Below are 13189 nucleotides of genomic sequence, written 5' to 3'. Positions count from 1 at the left end.
ACGCCGACGACGGTTCTGAGCCCTTACCGCCCCGCCGCCTTGCTGATCATGTCGAGGTCGTCGTCCAGGGCTCGCGTCGCCTGGACCACGGTGGCCACGGCGCGCTTGAAGAAGTCCTGCGGCAGGGTGTCGAAGTCGTCGGTGGGCTGGTGGTATTCGGGGTGGTCCTCGACGCCGAAATAGACCCACGGCACCCCCTGGGCGGCGAAGGCGCCCTGGTCGGACTGCAGGGTCCAGTTGTCGGCCTTGCCGGTCGCGTCAGTGTCGTGCCCCTGCTTCAGGGTGACCTGGGCGGTCCGGACCACCTGGTCCAGCACCGGCTTCAGATAGGGCTGCGGGCCGGCCCCGCTGACATAGAGCTCGCCCTTGGCGTTCTTGCTGATCATGTCGAAATTGACGTCCAGCCCGATGGTCGCCAGCGGCGCGGGCGGATCGGCGACCAGGGCCTTGGCGCCCTTCAGGCCGCTCTCCTCGCCGTCGAGGGCGACGATCAGCACCGTATGGGCGGGCGGCCGGGCCCTGAACGCCTCGGCCACGGCCAGCAGGCCGGCCACGCCCGAGGCGTTGTCGTCGGCCCCGTTATAGATCTGGCCGCCCTTGATCCCCAGGTGGTCGTAATGGGCCGTGACCACCAGCACCTTGTCGGAACTGGACGCCCCCGGGATGCGGGCGACCAGATTGACGCCCTGGACCGTCTTGCCCCACTTGGTCTTGAAGCTGAACGGCCGCTCGAACCGCCCGCCCTGCGGGGCCAGGCCGATCTGGCCGAAACGTTGCAGGATATAGGCCCGGGCCTTGGCGCCGCCCGGCGTGCCGACGCCCCGCCCCTGCATGTCGTCGGCCGAGAGGATGCGGACGTCGTCGAGAGCGTGGGCCCCGGGACCGGGCGCGACCGGGGCGGCGGCGGCGAGGCTCGAAGCCAGGGACACGGCGGCGGCGGACAGGAGAATCGAGCGCACGGAATCCTTTCGCGACGATTTGTCCGACCCTAAGTGCCGCGACAGCCCTGTCCCCGCAAGCGGAGCCGTGCCGGATCCCCGCCGCCGTACGCCCGTTCTTAAGGTTTACGCGGCATAGACGAGGGGGAGAGATTCGGAGTTTTCCGCCGTGCCCATGTCCTTTCCCGACCTCGAAGCCCGGCTGCACGCGGCCTTTCCCGACGCCGAGATCGTGCTGACCGACCTGGCCGGCGACGGCGACCACTATAAGGCCCGGATCGTCTCGCCCGCCTTTCGCGGCCTGAACCGGGTCAAGCAGCACCAGATGGTCAACCGCGCCCTGGCCGACGTGCTGGGCGGGGCCCTGCACGCCTTGGCGCTCGAGACCGCGGCCCCGGCGGACTAGGGCCGATGCGCTACCGTCCCTTCGGCGTCGCCGGCGTGGCGGTCTCGGCGATCTCGCTGAGGCTCGAGGACCAGCCGCGCCTGCGGGCCGAGGACTGGCGGGGCCTGGTCTATGCGGCGCTGGAAAACGGCATCAACACCTTCGAGATCGACGGCGCATCCCCGGCCCTGATCGACGGCGCGGCCCAGGCGTTCGGCTCGGTCGAGCGGCGGCTGCTGTTCATCAACTGGCGGCTGCGGGCCCGCGGCGAAACGCCGCTGAACGCCCAGGCCGTCCACGCCCTGATCGAACAGGCCCTGGCCCGCACCGGCCTGGGCTATCTGGACGTCGCCACCTGGGACGATCCCGACGCCAATCCCTGCTCGGCCAAGACGGTGGAGCACCTGAAGGCCCTGCGCGCGGCGCGGCGGGTGCGGCTGCTCGGCGTGGCCGGGGCCGGCGAGCGCTTCGACCAGTATGCGGCCACCGGCGTGTTCGAGGCCATGGCCACGCCGTTCAACCTCGCCTCGGGGTGGGGCGAGCGCAACCGCGTGCGGCTGGCCATGAGCCGCGAGATGGCGGTGATCGGTCAGGACTTCTGGCCCGAGGCCCTGCGCGACGACAAGCGGGCCTTCCTGCCCAAGCCGTCGCTGTGGCGCCGCCGGGTCGACCCGCTGGCCGGGGTCGGCGGCTACGACTTCCTGCGCAACACCCATGGCTGGACCGCCGAGCAGATCTGCCTGGCCTACGCCCTGACCGAGCCGTCCCTGGCCACCGTCCAGATCACCGCCGACTCGCCGGCCCAGATCGAGGCCCTGGCCGCCGTCGCCGAGCGCGAGCTGCCGACCGGCTGCGCCGCCCAGATCGAAATGGCCCGCTTTTCGGCCCAGCAGGCCGAGCGAAACCAGCGTCACGCTTGACCCAGGGGGTCGCGGCGCCTAGCTGAGAGACTACGCCAAGGATCGCCTCCCATGAACGACGTCGCCTCCACCCCCGCCCTCGACTTCATCGCCAAGACCGTGGCGGAAAATCCCGTGGTCCTGTTCATGAAGGGCGTGCCCGACCAGCCGCGCTGCGGCTTCTCGTCGATCACCGTCCAGATCCTCGACCATCTGGGCGTGTCGTTCGTCGGCGTCGACGTGCTGCAGGACGACGAGCTGCGCCAGGGCGTCAAGACCTTCACCGACTGGCCGACCATTCCCCAGCTCTACGTCAAGGGCGAGTTCATCGGCGGCAGCGACATCGTCCGCGAGATGTTCCAGTCGGGCGAGCTGAAGACCCTGCTGGCCGAACAGGGCCTGATCGCGGCTTGAGCCGGCCCGGGCGCGCCGGCGGCCGCCTGAGGCGGCGCGCGTGAGCCGGATCTTCGTCCCGGCCGGCGACGCTTTTTCGCGGACCTTCACGCCCACGCCGTCGGACATCGACGACAACGGCCACGTCAACAACGTGGTCTATCTGGCCTGGGCCCAGGACCTGGCCATCGCCCACTGGGAAGCCTGGGCCAGCCCCGGGGAGCGGGCCGGCTGGAGCTGGGTGGCCCGCCGCCACGAGGTCGACTACCGCCGCGCCCTGCTGCCCGGCGAGACCGCGACCGGCTACACCTGGGTGGGCGAGCTGAAGGGCCCGCGCTTCGAGCGCTATGTCCGCATCGACGGCCCCGACGGCGAAATGTGCGCCCAGAGCCGCACCGACTGGGTGCTGGTCGACATCGCCGCCAAGCGCCCGGCGAGGGTTCCCGACTGGATGGTCGAGCGGTTCACGCCGAAGGGGTGAGGCTAACGGTCTTCGCTTTCGATCGCTTTCGCCCTCATTTACAGCCGTCATCCCGGGCCTTGTGCCCGGGACCCATGGTTCAGCTGACGGTGAAGCAAAATGGCGCGCCTGCGCGCCACACCCCTGCCCTTGCGGCGGACGGATGGGTCCCGGGCACGAGGCCCGGGATGACGAGATCAAAGGGAAGCGAGAGGTCGAACTCACGCTGTGTATGAAGCCGGCTAACGCCCCTCCCCCACCGGATTGAGCACCACCAATCGCCCCTGTCCGGACACCCCCAGCTCCGCATAGCTGAAGGCCAGCACCGCCTCGCCGGTCTCGAGCGCGGGACAGACGTCCAGCCGCTTGCGGGCGAAGGCGATGGTCGGCTGGAGACCGGTGCGGTCGACATAGAAGGCGAAGTCGGCCTTGCGGGTGCAGCCGTGCGAGGCGACGCGGATCGTCAGGCCGGCGGCGTCGGCGGAGATCGCCTTTAGCGTTTCCAGCTCCCCCGGCCCGGTCGCCGTGGCGACCAGCCGCACCCCGCCCCGCCCGGCGCAGCCGCCCAGCCCCAGGGCCAGCCCGGCCGCCAGCAGTCCGCGTCGATCGAGGGTCATGAAAGCCTTTGGGCGCGCCGCGCCGAAAGGCGGCGCTCGGCCCTAGTTTGCGCAAGGCTTGGCCGCGCGCAACCTACCCCGCCGCCAGCGCCTCGCGCAGCCGGTTGGCGACGTCGCCGAGGGTGATGCGCGACAGGGCCGCCTCGACGTCCAGCGCGACGTCGTCGGCGGCGACCTGGGCCAGGCCGGCGGCGAAGTCGGTGATGGCGGTGATGTGCTGGGCCAGCATGTCGACCATGTGCAGCTCCTGCATCACCTGCATCCGCGCCTCTGGCGGCACGGCCTCCAGGATCTGACCCAGGGCGCTGTCGAGGTGGCCGCAGGCGACGGCGGCGATCGACATCTCGGCCGACAGGGCCTCCAGCACGGTCGCCAGGCCGGCGGCCGGCGGTTTGGTTTGCGGCAAGCTCATGAAGTTCCCCCAGGCGTTTCAACTGGATAACGCCTGGGGCCTTGTCGCATGGTTAAGGCCGCCGGCTCAATGCCAGGGTCCGGCCCGGCGATCGCGCTCGCCGCCGGTCGGCACGGCGGTGGCGACCCGGCCGCGCGTCGCCTGGGCGACGCCCAGCCGCAGCAGGGCCTCGACCCGGTTGCGGGTGGCCGGGTGGGTCGAGAACAGGTTGTCGGCGCCCTTTCCCGACAAGGGGTTGATGATGAACAGGTGGGCGGTGGCCGGGTTGCGTTCGGCCTCGTGGTTGACCGCCCCGCCGCGGGCATAGGCCTCGATCTTCTCCAGCGCCCGGGCCAGGGCCCGGCCGTCGCCGGCGATGCCGGCCCCCACCCGGTCGGCCTCGTATTCGCGCGAGCGGCTGATGGCCATCTGCACCAGCATGGCGGCGATCGGGGCCAGGATGGCCAGGGCGATTGTCCCGACCAGCCCGCCGGGCCGGTCCTCGTCGTCGCGCGAACCGCCCAGGAAGAAGGCGAAATTGGCCAGGGCCGAGATGGCGCCGGCGATGGTCGCCGTCACCGTCATGGTCAGGGTGTCGCGGTTCTTCACATGGGCCAGCTCGTGGGCCATGACGCCGCGGATCTCGTCGCGGTCGAGCAGGCCCAGCAGGCCGGTGCTGGCGGCGACGGCGGCGTGGTCCGGGTCGCGGCCGGTGGCGAAGGCGTTGGGCTGGTCGCTGTCGATGACGGTGATGCGCGGCCGCGGCAGGCCGGCCCGCTCGGCCAGGTCCTCGACGTCGCGGACATAGGTCCGCACCACCGGATTGGGGTCGGCGGCGTCGACCTCGACCGCGCCGTACATCCGCAGCACGATCTTGTCGGCGTTCCAGTACGAGAACAGGTTCATCCCCAGGGCGAACACCAGGGCGATCAGCATGCCGGTCGGGCCGCCGATCATGTAGCCGGCCCCGACGAACAGCGCCGTCAGGCCGGCCAGCAGGACGAAGGTCTTGAGGTGGTTCATGGTCCTATCGCTTGGCTTGGATCAGTCGAAGATGTCGAACAGGTCGAAGCGCTTCTTCTTGCCGTGATGGCCGCGGTGACGGTCGTCGTCGTAACGGTGGGAGGGCCGCTCGTCGCGACGCTCGCGGGGGCGGTCATAGTCGGGCAGGCGCGGCGGTGCGGCCTGGGCCTCGCCCCGCTCCATCGACATCAGCTTTTCCAGCTCGCCGCGGTCCAGCCACACGCCCCGGCACTGGGGACACATGTCGAACTCCACGGCCGCGCGCTGCACGGCCTGCATCGAAACATCGCAATTGGGGCACATCAGAAGCGGCATGGTCGGTCCCTGTCCTGTTGATGGACGGGTGTTCCCGACGCTGGATCCGGTACGAGGGAGGGGACAACCGGACCCAGACATCGAGAACACCCGATGCGGTCCGACATCACGAACGCCTGAGCGCTCGCCAGAGGGGCCCGGCCCGCGACTAGAATCTAGGACGGCCGCCGGGGCGTTCAAGGGCGCCGCGAACAGCCGGGCGCAAACAAAAAGGCCCCGGATCGCTCCGGGGCCTTTGATCGTCTCGAAAAGAACGCGTCTTACGAGGCGTAGAATTCGACGACGAGGTTGGGTTCCATCTTCACCGGATAGGGCACTTCCGACAGTTCCGGGATCCGGACGTAGGTCGCGCTCATCGCCTTGGCTTCGACGGTGATATATTCGCAGAAGTCGCGTTCCGACGAGGCCAGGGCCTCGATGACCAGGGCCATGTTGCGCGACTTTTCGCGGACGCTGACGACGTCGCCCGGCTTGACGCGGTAGGAGGCGATGTTGACGCGCTTGCCGTTGACCAGCACGTGGCCGTGGTTGACGAACTGGCGGGCGGCGAACGGGGTCGGCACGAACTTGGCGCGGTAGACGACGGCGTCCAGGCGCGATTCCAGCAGGCCGATCAGGTTTTCCGAGGTGTTGCCCTTGCGGCGGGCGGCTTCCTCGTAGGTGCGGCTGAACTGCTTTTCGGTCAGGTTGCCGTAATAGCCCTTCAGCTTCTGCTTGGCGCGCAGCTGCAGGCCGAAGTCGGAAACCTTCTGCTTGCGGCGCTGGCCGTGCTGGCCGGGGCCGTAGGACCGCTGGTTGACCGGCGACTTGGGCCGGCCCCAGAGGTTTTCGCCCATGCGGCGATCGATCTTGTACTTGGCGCTATGGCGCTTGGACATAAGTCACTCTTCATTCGATCCGGGCCGGCGCCCTCGAAAGGGTGCGATCTCAACGGCGGCGTCGGGTCATTCCGTCATGCGGTTTTCGCGCCAGCCGGCAAGCCGGTGGCGAGAAGGGGCGGTTTATGACGGAGGGGATGCGGGGAGTCAACGGCGGGAGACTCAGTCCGTTTGCTGAGCGCCATGGCGTATACGCACGATGACCACCGCCTCGGGCGTTACGCGATAGCGCAGAATGTAGGGCGGGATCGCCGTCAGCTCGCGCAAATCCGGTCCTGCGGATCGCGTCCGTTCCGGGTGCTCGTGCAGACTGTCGCCCGCTCGCTTGAGCCGCATGGCCATGCGCTGCGCGGCGAGCGGACTAAATTGACCGATATAGGCTCGAATGGCCGTCAGGTCCGACAGCGCGCGGCGAGTCCAGACTACTTGAACCACGAGGCGGGCGCGGGCTTTTCGTCGGGCGTTCCCCAGGTCTCAAGCCAGGCGGCGACGTCGGCGTGAGGAACGACCCGACCAGCTTCAAGATCCGCCAGACCTTGGGCGTCAGCGGCCGTTTCCGATTGGTCGTCGACCTGATCGAAGATGGAGGGTTCGGGGGTCATGGCGTTGAACCTACCACAGGCGCCAAGCGCCTCAAAGCCGGCCTACAGCCGTTCCGCGTGCCAGGCCACATGGTCGCCGATGAAGGTGGCGATGAAGAAGTAGCTGTGGTCGTAGCCTTCCTGGCGCCGCACCGTGATCTTCAGGCGGGCCTCGGCGCCGGCCTCCTCCAGCAGTTCGGGCTTCAGCTGGCTGTCCAGGAAACCGTCGGCCAGGCCCTGGTCGACCAGGATCTCGTCGAAGCTGGTCCCCGCCCCGTCCTCGACCAGGGCGACGGCGTCATGGCCCCGCCAGGCGGCGCGGTCGGGGCCCAGATAGGCGCCCAGCGCCTTCTCGCCCCATGGGCAGTTGGACGGCGAGACGATCGGCGAGAAGGCGCTGACCGACTTGAACAGGCCGGGGTTCCTCAGGGCGATGGTCAGCGCCCCGTGGCCGCCCATCGAGTGGCCGAAGATCCCGCGCCGGGCGGGGTCCAGCGGGAAGGCGGCGTCGACGGCCTGCAGCAGGTCCTTGGTGACGTAGGCGTACATGCGAAAGTGCGGCGCCCAGGGCGTTTGCGTGGCGTCGACATAGAACCCCGCCCCCTGGCCCAGGTCATAGGCCGGATCGTCGGCGACGGCATTGCCTTGAAGATCGGGTCCGCGCGGCGAGGTGTCGGGCGCCACAATGGCGATCCCATGCCGGGCCGCGTGGGCGTAGACGCCCGACTTGGTGGTGAAGTTGTCCTCGGTGCAGGTCAGGCCCGACAGCCAGACGAGGTAGGGAAACGGGCCCACCCCGTCCGGCGTCCAGACGGTGAACTTCATCGCCGTGCCGGTGCTGGCGCTGTCGTGCCGGCAGTAGCGCAGGGTCCCGCCCTGGGTCCGGTGGGCGGCGAGGGTTTCGATCATTTCGCCTCCGGCGACGGCGTGACGGTGCGCACGACCTTGCCCGTCGCATCGAGGAACTGGATCGTCGCCTCGCCTTCTGGCGTCACCGCCAGGATCAAGCGCTTGCGGCCTTCGCCGTCGCGCAGGGACAGTTGCGAGACGCCGTCGTCGGCGCGTCCCAGGAAGGCCCGCTGGACGCCGCCGAAATGGCCCGCCTTCAAGGCCGCAGGCCGGTCGGCCTCTGGGATCGCGTTCAGCCGACTCGGCAGGGTGAAATCCATCGGACCGTCGGGCCGGTCGGTGACGATCAGGCCCGCATGGCGATCGGGACCGTCTTCGTCGGAGATGATCTGGATCGTCTGATCCTGATGATAACGATCGAAGGTCAGGCTGCCGCTGTTGGTGCGGCGACCGTCCTTCTCGCGGCCGTCGAAGATCAGTCCGCCATTCTCGCTGCCTTCCTCGTTGAAGAACAGCAGGCCGGCGGTCTTGCGGTTGGGATGGGGATATTCGTGGCCCTTGATGATGAGCCCAGGCCACAGGGCTTGGTTCGAGATCACCATCCGCAAGACGCCGTCCGGCTCCCGGACGTTGATCCGCTGGACGTCGATCTCGGTGAAGGCGGCCTTGCCCGGCGCCCGCGCGGCGCCGGCGACCAGCAGGCCGACGACCACGGCGGTCAGGACCCCCGAATAGGCGATCAGAGCCTTCTGCGCATCGAACTTCATGCCACGCCTCCTCCCCTCCTGCGGGGATCAAATCAGAACGTCACCACCGTGCGGATGCTCTCGCCGGCATGCATCAGGTCGAAGGCCTTGTTGATGTCTTCCAGCGGCAGGACGTGGGTGATCATCGGGTCGATCTGGATCTTGCCGTCCATGTACCAGTCGACGATCTTGGGGGTGTCGGTGCGGCCGCGGGCCCCGCCGAAGGCCGTCCCGCGCCAGACCCGGCCGGTGACCAGCTGGAACGGGCGGGTGGCGATCTCTTTCCCCGCCTCGGCCACGCCGATGATGATGCTCTCGCCCCAGCCGCGATGACAGGCCTCCAGCGCCTGGCGCATCACCGTGGTGTTGCCGGTGGCGTCGAAGGTGTAGTCCGCCCCGCCGTCGGTCAGCGCCACCAGGTGGGCGACGAGATCGCCGTCGAGGGTCTTGGGATTGACGAAGTGGGTCATGCCGAACCGGCGGCCCCAGGCCTCGCGGTCGGGATTGAGATCGACCCCGACGATCATGTTGGCGCCGACCAGCTTCAGGCCCTGGATGACGTTGAGGCCGATGCCGCCCAGGCCGAACACCACGGCGTTGGCGCCCGGCTCGACCTTGGCGGTGTTGACCACGGCCCCCACCCCGGTGGTGACGCCGCAGCCGCAGTAGCAGGCGGTCTTGAACGGCGCGTCCTTGCGGATCCTGGCCACGGCGATCTCGGGCAGCACCGTGTAGTTCGAGAAGGTCGAGCAGCCCATATAGTGGTGGATGGCCCGGCCCTTGTTGGAAAAGCGGCTGGTGCCGTCCGGCATCAGCCCCTTGCCCTGGGTGGCGCGGATCGCCGTGCAGAGGTTGGTCTTGCCCGACAGGCAGCTTTTGCACTGCCGGCATTCGGGCGTGTAGAGCGGGATCACGTGGTCGCCGACAGCGACGCTGGTGACGCCGGCCCCGACCTCGACCACCACGCCGGCGCCCTCATGGCCCAGAATCGAGGGGAACAGGCCCTCGCTGTCCAGGCCGTCCAGCGTGTAGGCGTCGGTGTGGCAGACCCCCGTGGCCTTGATCTCGACCAGCACCTCGCCGGCCTTGGGGCCTTCCAGGTCGACCTCGACGATCTCCAGCGGCTTCTTGGCCTCGAAGGCGACGGCGGCGCGGGTCTTCATGGCGAGGTCTCCGGAATTGAGTCGGGCCGGACTTTGCCTTTGAGGCGGGACGGGGTCGAGCCCCTCTTCTCCTGGCCCTCTTCCGGCGGGAGAGGGCTACTCTTCTGACTTCGCCGCCTTGGCCGCCGCCAGCTTGGCCAGCACCCGGCCTCGGCCCTTGGACAGCGCCGTGACCACGCCGCGGAAGGTGCGCACCTCCTGCTCGGTCAGCCGGGCCCGGGCCAGGGGGGCGCGGAGATTGCGGACCATCGACGGCTTCTTCTCGGGCGGATGGTAGAAGCCGGCCTTGTCCAGCTCGTCCTCCAGGTGGGCGTAGAGGCCCAGCAGGCTGGACTGGTCGGCCGGCTCGGCGACATTGTACTCGAACCTCGACCACGGCCGGTCGTCGACCGTCATCTTCCATTCGTAGGCGTTGATCGACACCGCCTGGGCCAGGTTCAGCGACCGGAAGCGCTCGTCGATCGGGATGCTGACGATCGCCTGGCACAGGGCGATGTCGTCGGTCTCCAGCCCGGCCCGCTCGCCGCCGAACAGCAGGCCGACCGCCCGGCCCTGGGCGACGTCCGCCGACAGGTGGGCCGCGGCCTCGCGCGGGGTGTAGACCGGCAGGCGGGTCTCGCGCGGGCGGGCCGTGGTGGCGAACACCAGCTTCAGGTCGGCGATCGCCGCCGCCAGCGTGTCGAACACCTTGGCGTTGTCCAGCGGCCAGTCGGCGCCCGAGGCGCTGGCCCAGGCCCGCTCCTGCGGCCAGCCGTCGCGCGGCTTGACCAGGCGCAGGTCGGACAGGCCGAAATTGGCCATCACCCGGGCGACCGCGCCGATGTTCTCGGCCAGTTGCGGCTGGTTGAGGATCACGCAGGGCGGGGCGGGGTTCTGGCTCATCGCCTCCCTTTGCCGCCGGACGGCCGCGCGGCGCAAGCCCCCCGATGGCCGGCGGGCGTTTAACCGGATCCGGCGGTCACGACGGATTACGCGCCTGGATCCGCCAGCAGGCGGCGGTGAACCGCGCCGCGCCGTCCGACACATGGACGTCGAACGCCCGTCGAACCGCGGCGGCGACCGCGTCGCGTCTCTGCGGCTCAAGGTCGGGCAGCAGCAGGGCCACCGGCCCCATACGGGCGGCGTAGACGTCCAGGTCCGCCAGCGACAGGGTGCAGGCGACGTCGAGCGGGGCCAGGTCGATGTCGCCCCAGCCGGCCGCCGCCAGGATGGCGCGCACCCGCTCGGCGTCGGCGAAGGCGAACTGGCCGGGCGCGGCCGGATCGCGGGGCGGCAGCTCCGGCAGCAGCGGCGCGGCCGCCCGCTCGGCCGTGGTCATGAACGGGTTGTCCTCGGGGCCGCGCCAGGCGATCAGGGTCAGGCCGGCGTCCGGACGCATGGCCCGCCGAAGATTGGCGAAGGCGGCGGCCGGGTCGTCGAAGAACATCACCCCGAACCGCGAGATCATCGCGTCGAAAAGCCCGGGCTCGAAGGCGTGGCGCTGGGCGTCGGCGGCGATGAATCGGCTGTTGTCGAGGCCGGCGGCGCTGGCCCGGCGCCGGGCGGCCTCGATCATCGGGACGGACAGGTCAAGGCCGGTGCAGCGCCCCCGCCCTTGCAAGCTGCGGGCGACGGCCAGGGTGGTCGCCCCCGTCCCGCAGCCGACGTCGAGCACCTCATGGGCCCCGGCCGCCTGGACGGCCTCCAGCAGCGCCTGCTCGAAGGGCAGGAACAGGCGGTCCAGCATGGCCTGCTGCTCGACCCACGTCTGGCCCGCTCGGGCGTTCCAGAGCCGGGCCTGGGCTTCGTTGGGCTGGGTTTGGGGCTGCGTCATCGGATCCGCCTTGCTTTGCATCATCGCTGCGGGACAGGCTACGACTTCAAGTCAGGTTGAGGTCAATGGTCGAATTTCTCGATATTGCGGAGGTCGCCCGGCGCTCGGGCATGGCCGCCTCGCGGCTGCGGTTCTATGAGGACAAGGGGCTGATCGCCTCGGTCGGCCGGCGCGGGCTCAGGCGCCTGTTCGAGGCCGGGGTGCTCGACCGCCTGTCGCTGATCGCCCTGGGCCAGACGGCGGGCTTCTCGCTCGACGAGATCGGCGGCATGCTCGACGGGAACGGTCAGCTGCGTCTCGACCGCGGCCTGTGCGCGGCCAAGGCCGACGCCCTGGACACGATGATCCGGCGCCTGAGCGCGCTGCGCGACGGCCTTCGCCACGCCGCCGCCTGCCCCGCCCCCAGCCACATGGAATGCCCGACCTTCCGGCGGCTGCTGAAGGCGGCTATCGCCCGCGGCCGCGGGCCGAGGCGGAGGGCTGTCGGGAGGGCCTAGCGCATTCGCCACCAATATTGACCCACACTTCCGCTCATCCCGGCGAATGCCGGGACCCAGATGGAATGGCTCTGGGGCTGACGCCAAGGGCTTTGAGTCCGTCCAATCATCCTCGACGCCATAGGATCTGGGTCCCGGCATTCGCCGAGATGAGCGGAGATTTGACTTCGCGCCTGCTCAGCCGACGAAGGCCCTAGGAGCTGTGGACAGTTAGGCGTTTGGCGGCGGTGGGTGAGCCCTCGTCCTTCGACAGGCTCAGGATGAGGGCTATTGGCAGCGCGGTTCAGTAGAATTCCTCATCCTGAGCCTGTCGAAGGACGAGGAATTCGGCCCAAGATCGTCAACTGTCCACAGAGCCTAGCGGGCGAACAGCAGGTCCGACCACCGCCATCGGTCCGAGCCCAGGGCCAGGCGGACGCCGCCGGGCGAGTCGTTCAGCGAGATCAGCACCAGGCCGCGCACCGGATCGGTGCGGCACGCCTTGGGCGCGAAGGCCACCTCCAGGATGATCGCCTCGCGCAGGCCGGCCAGGCCCTTGCCCTCCTGGCCCGGGCTCTTCACCCAGTCGCCGTTCCACAGCATCACCGCCTTGCCCGAGGCCACCGCGCCCGGATGGGCCTGGACGACGGCGGCGCGGACCCGCGGGTTCTTGCGCAGGGCGTCCTGCAGCAGGCGGACCATGTCGCAGGCCCCGCCGCCGCCGGCTCCGGAGCCATAACCGCCGCCGCCCCCTGCAGTGGTCGCCCCGACCAGTTCGGCCTCGCCCAGCCCGTCGGCCAGGGGCGGCGCGGGCGTGTCGCTGGCCGCCAGGGTCTCGACATCGGGCGGCGGCGGGGTGCGCGGCGGCCGCAGCTTCGGGCGCGGGCGGTTCTTGACCGGGGCGGCCTTGGCCACGGACGCCTTGGCGGGAGCCGGCGGCGCAGGCGCGGCGGGGGCCTCGACCTTGGCCGGCGGGGCCGGGGGTAGCGGGGGCGGCGGCGGCGCGACCAGGGCCACGGTCATCGGCACGGATTCGGGAACCTTTGGCGGCTCGACATGAGCCGACAGCAGGGCCAGCAGGACCAGGGCGTGGCCGATCACGCTCAGCGGCCCGGCCAGCAGACGGCCCGGCGAACGTCGCCGGCGGGGGGCCGGCGCGCCGCTATGCGGTGCGCTTTGCTGCGGTCGCCGGTTCATCGCACTCCACAAGCTTACCCATACACAGCGTCCTGAAGACCATCCGCCCGCGTCAGGAACGTGGC

Annotated in this window: 19 protein-coding genes and 1 pseudogene; 5 read left to right on the top strand and 15 right to left on the bottom strand. The window is 69.9% G+C overall.

The window, feature by feature from the left end; all coding sequences use genetic code 11:
* Positions 1–23: 23 nt before the first annotated feature.
* The gene (locus tag ACIPQB_RS04575) at positions 24–959 is read right to left on the bottom strand and encodes a M20/M25/M40 family metallo-hydrolase (protein WP_446484032.1); all 936 of its coding nucleotides are present in this window, start codon (positions 957–959) and stop codon (positions 24–26) included.
* 148 nt (positions 960–1107) lie between these two features.
* On the opposite strand from ACIPQB_RS04575, the gene ACIPQB_RS04570 reads away from it, so the two are divergent.
* From ACIPQB_RS04570 to ACIPQB_RS04555, 4 genes are read left to right on the top strand one after another with little or no spacing between them, the layout of a single operon-like run.
* Entirely contained in the window at positions 1108–1344 is a 237-nt protein-coding gene (locus tag ACIPQB_RS04570) for a BolA/IbaG family iron-sulfur metabolism protein (protein WP_446484031.1), read from the top strand.
* Positions 1345–1349: 5 nt separating this feature from the next.
* Positions 1350–2243 carry an aldo/keto reductase gene (locus tag ACIPQB_RS04565; RefSeq protein ID WP_446484030.1) on the top strand — a complete coding sequence of 298 codons (894 nt, stop codon included), beginning with the start codon at positions 1350–1352 and terminating at the stop codon, positions 2241–2243.
* Between the two features lie 51 nt (positions 2244–2294).
* Positions 2295–2636: a Grx4 family monothiol glutaredoxin gene (gene grxD, locus ACIPQB_RS04560; RefSeq protein ID WP_446484029.1), complete on the top strand. Its 342-nt coding sequence runs from the start codon at positions 2295–2297 to the stop codon at positions 2634–2636.
* A 40-nt stretch (positions 2637–2676) separates the two neighbouring features.
* Positions 2677–3096, top strand: a complete 420-nt coding sequence (locus ACIPQB_RS04555; RefSeq protein WP_446484028.1) for an acyl-CoA thioesterase — start codon at positions 2677–2679, stop codon at positions 3094–3096.
* A 221-nt stretch (positions 3097–3317) separates the two neighbouring features.
* On the opposite strand, the gene ACIPQB_RS04550 is transcribed toward ACIPQB_RS04555, so the two are convergent.
* From ACIPQB_RS04550 to ACIPQB_RS04495, 12 genes are all read right to left on the bottom strand, one after another.
* The gene (locus ACIPQB_RS04550) at positions 3318–3692 is read right to left on the bottom strand and encodes a hypothetical protein (protein WP_446484027.1); all 375 of its coding nucleotides are present in this window, start codon (positions 3690–3692) and stop codon (positions 3318–3320) included.
* Positions 3693–3765: 73 nt separating this feature from the next.
* Complete coding sequence (locus tag ACIPQB_RS04545; RefSeq protein WP_446484026.1) at positions 3766–4104, bottom strand: hypothetical protein; 339 nt, start codon at positions 4102–4104, stop codon at positions 3766–3768.
* Between the two features lie 66 nt (positions 4105–4170).
* Complete coding sequence (gene htpX, locus ACIPQB_RS04540) at positions 4171–5106, bottom strand: zinc metalloprotease HtpX (protein ID WP_446484025.1); 936 nt, start codon at positions 5104–5106, stop codon at positions 4171–4173.
* A gap of 21 nt (positions 5107–5127) precedes the next feature.
* Positions 5128–5421 carry a TFIIB-type zinc ribbon-containing protein gene (locus ACIPQB_RS04535; protein WP_446484024.1) on the bottom strand — a complete coding sequence of 98 codons (294 nt, stop codon included), beginning with the start codon at positions 5419–5421 and terminating at the stop codon, positions 5128–5130.
* Positions 5422–5681: 260 nt separating this feature from the next.
* Complete coding sequence (gene rpsD, locus ACIPQB_RS04530) at positions 5682–6299, bottom strand: 30S ribosomal protein S4 (protein ID WP_446484023.1); 618 nt, start codon at positions 6297–6299, stop codon at positions 5682–5684.
* A gap of 162 nt (positions 6300–6461) precedes the next feature.
* On the bottom strand, positions 6462–6734 hold the full coding sequence (locus ACIPQB_RS04525) for a type II toxin-antitoxin system RelE/ParE family toxin (RefSeq protein WP_446484022.1): 273 nt from the start codon (positions 6732–6734) through the stop codon (positions 6462–6464).
* A complete protein-coding gene (locus tag ACIPQB_RS04520) occupies positions 6722–6901 on the bottom strand; it encodes an antitoxin (RefSeq protein ID WP_446484021.1) in 180 nt (59 codons plus the stop codon). The genes ACIPQB_RS04525 and ACIPQB_RS04520 overlap by 13 nt, the downstream gene beginning before the upstream one ends.
* A 42-nt stretch (positions 6902–6943) precedes the next feature.
* Entirely contained in the window at positions 6944–7789 is an 846-nt protein-coding gene (fghA, locus tag ACIPQB_RS04515) for an S-formylglutathione hydrolase (RefSeq protein ID WP_446484020.1), read from the bottom strand.
* Positions 7786–8496 (bottom strand): hypothetical protein, encoded by a 711-nt coding sequence (locus tag ACIPQB_RS04510; protein WP_446484019.1) that lies wholly within the window; start codon positions 8494–8496, stop codon positions 7786–7788. Before ACIPQB_RS04510 ends, fghA begins: the two co-directional genes overlap by 4 nt.
* 32 nt (positions 8497–8528) lie before the next feature.
* A complete protein-coding gene (locus ACIPQB_RS04505; protein ID WP_446484018.1) occupies positions 8529–9638 on the bottom strand; it encodes an S-(hydroxymethyl)glutathione dehydrogenase/class III alcohol dehydrogenase in 1110 nt (369 codons plus the stop codon).
* Between the two features lie 96 nt (positions 9639–9734).
* Entirely contained in the window at positions 9735–10520 is a 786-nt protein-coding gene (locus ACIPQB_RS04500; RefSeq protein WP_446484017.1) for an RNA methyltransferase, read from the bottom strand.
* 76 nt (positions 10521–10596) lie between these two features.
* Positions 10597–11451, bottom strand: a complete 855-nt coding sequence (locus ACIPQB_RS04495; RefSeq protein WP_446484016.1) for a class I SAM-dependent methyltransferase — start codon at positions 11449–11451, stop codon at positions 10597–10599.
* 65 nt (positions 11452–11516) lie between these two features.
* Between ACIPQB_RS04495 and ACIPQB_RS04490 the strand changes: the two genes are divergently transcribed.
* Complete coding sequence (locus ACIPQB_RS04490) at positions 11517–11948, top strand: helix-turn-helix domain-containing protein (RefSeq protein ID WP_446484015.1); 432 nt, start codon at positions 11517–11519, stop codon at positions 11946–11948.
* 236 nt (positions 11949–12184) lie between these two features.
* Here the strand turns inward: ACIPQB_RS04490 and ACIPQB_RS04485 are convergent.
* Together ACIPQB_RS04485 and ACIPQB_RS04480 are read right to left on the bottom strand one after the other, a co-directional pair.
* A pseudogene (locus tag ACIPQB_RS04485) lies at positions 12185–12276 on the bottom strand (hypothetical protein); the annotation flags it as partial.
* A gap of 29 nt (positions 12277–12305) precedes the next feature.
* Complete coding sequence (locus ACIPQB_RS04480) at positions 12306–13124, bottom strand: hypothetical protein (RefSeq protein ID WP_446484014.1); 819 nt, start codon at positions 13122–13124, stop codon at positions 12306–12308.
* Between the last annotated feature and the right edge of the window lie 65 nt (positions 13125–13189).

Source organism: Caulobacter sp. LARHSG274 (genome assembly GCF_052871235.1).
Note: the sequence above shows the minus strand (reverse complement) of the source record. Positions and strands in the feature narration are given on the sequence as shown.

Bases quoted from the DNA above. Each gene is read 5' to 3' on its own strand.
- ACIPQB_RS04480 (WP_446484014.1), bottom strand. From the start codon at position 13,124: ATGAACCGGCGACCGCAGCAAAGCGCACCGCATAGCGGCGCGCCGGCC.
- grxD (WP_446484029.1), top strand. From the start codon at position 2,295: ATGAACGACGTCGCCTCCACCCCCGCCCTCGACTTCATCGCCAAGACC.
- fghA (WP_446484020.1), bottom strand. From the start codon at position 7,789: ATGATCGAAACCCTCGCCGCCCACCGGACCCAGGGCGGGACCCTGCGC.
- rpsD (WP_446484023.1), bottom strand. From the start codon at position 6,299: ATGTCCAAGCGCCATAGCGCCAAGTACAAGATCGATCGCCGCATGGGC.
- ACIPQB_RS04510 (WP_446484019.1), bottom strand. From the start codon at position 8,496: ATGAAGTTCGATGCGCAGAAGGCTCTGATCGCCTATTCGGGGGTCCTG.
- ACIPQB_RS04565 (WP_446484030.1), top strand. From the start codon at position 1,350: ATGCGCTACCGTCCCTTCGGCGTCGCCGGCGTGGCGGTCTCGGCGATC.
- ACIPQB_RS04520 (WP_446484021.1), bottom strand. From the start codon at position 6,901: ATGACCCCCGAACCCTCCATCTTCGATCAGGTCGACGACCAATCGGAA.
- ACIPQB_RS04535 (WP_446484024.1), bottom strand. From the start codon at position 5,421: ATGCCGCTTCTGATGTGCCCCAATTGCGATGTTTCGATGCAGGCCGTG.
- ACIPQB_RS04500 (WP_446484017.1), bottom strand. From the start codon at position 10,520: ATGAGCCAGAACCCCGCCCCGCCCTGCGTGATCCTCAACCAGCCGCAA.
- ACIPQB_RS04495 (WP_446484016.1), bottom strand. From the start codon at position 11,451: ATGACGCAGCCCCAAACCCAGCCCAACGAAGCCCAGGCCCGGCTCTGG.
- ACIPQB_RS04490 (WP_446484015.1), top strand. From the start codon at position 11,517: ATGGTCGAATTTCTCGATATTGCGGAGGTCGCCCGGCGCTCGGGCATG.
- ACIPQB_RS04550 (WP_446484027.1), bottom strand. From the start codon at position 3,692: ATGACCCTCGATCGACGCGGACTGCTGGCGGCCGGGCTGGCCCTGGGG.
- htpX (WP_446484025.1), bottom strand. From the start codon at position 5,106: ATGAACCACCTCAAGACCTTCGTCCTGCTGGCCGGCCTGACGGCGCTG.
- ACIPQB_RS04545 (WP_446484026.1), bottom strand. From the start codon at position 4,104: ATGAGCTTGCCGCAAACCAAACCGCCGGCCGCCGGCCTGGCGACCGTG.
- ACIPQB_RS04505 (WP_446484018.1), bottom strand. From the start codon at position 9,638: ATGAAGACCCGCGCCGCCGTCGCCTTCGAGGCCAAGAAGCCGCTGGAG.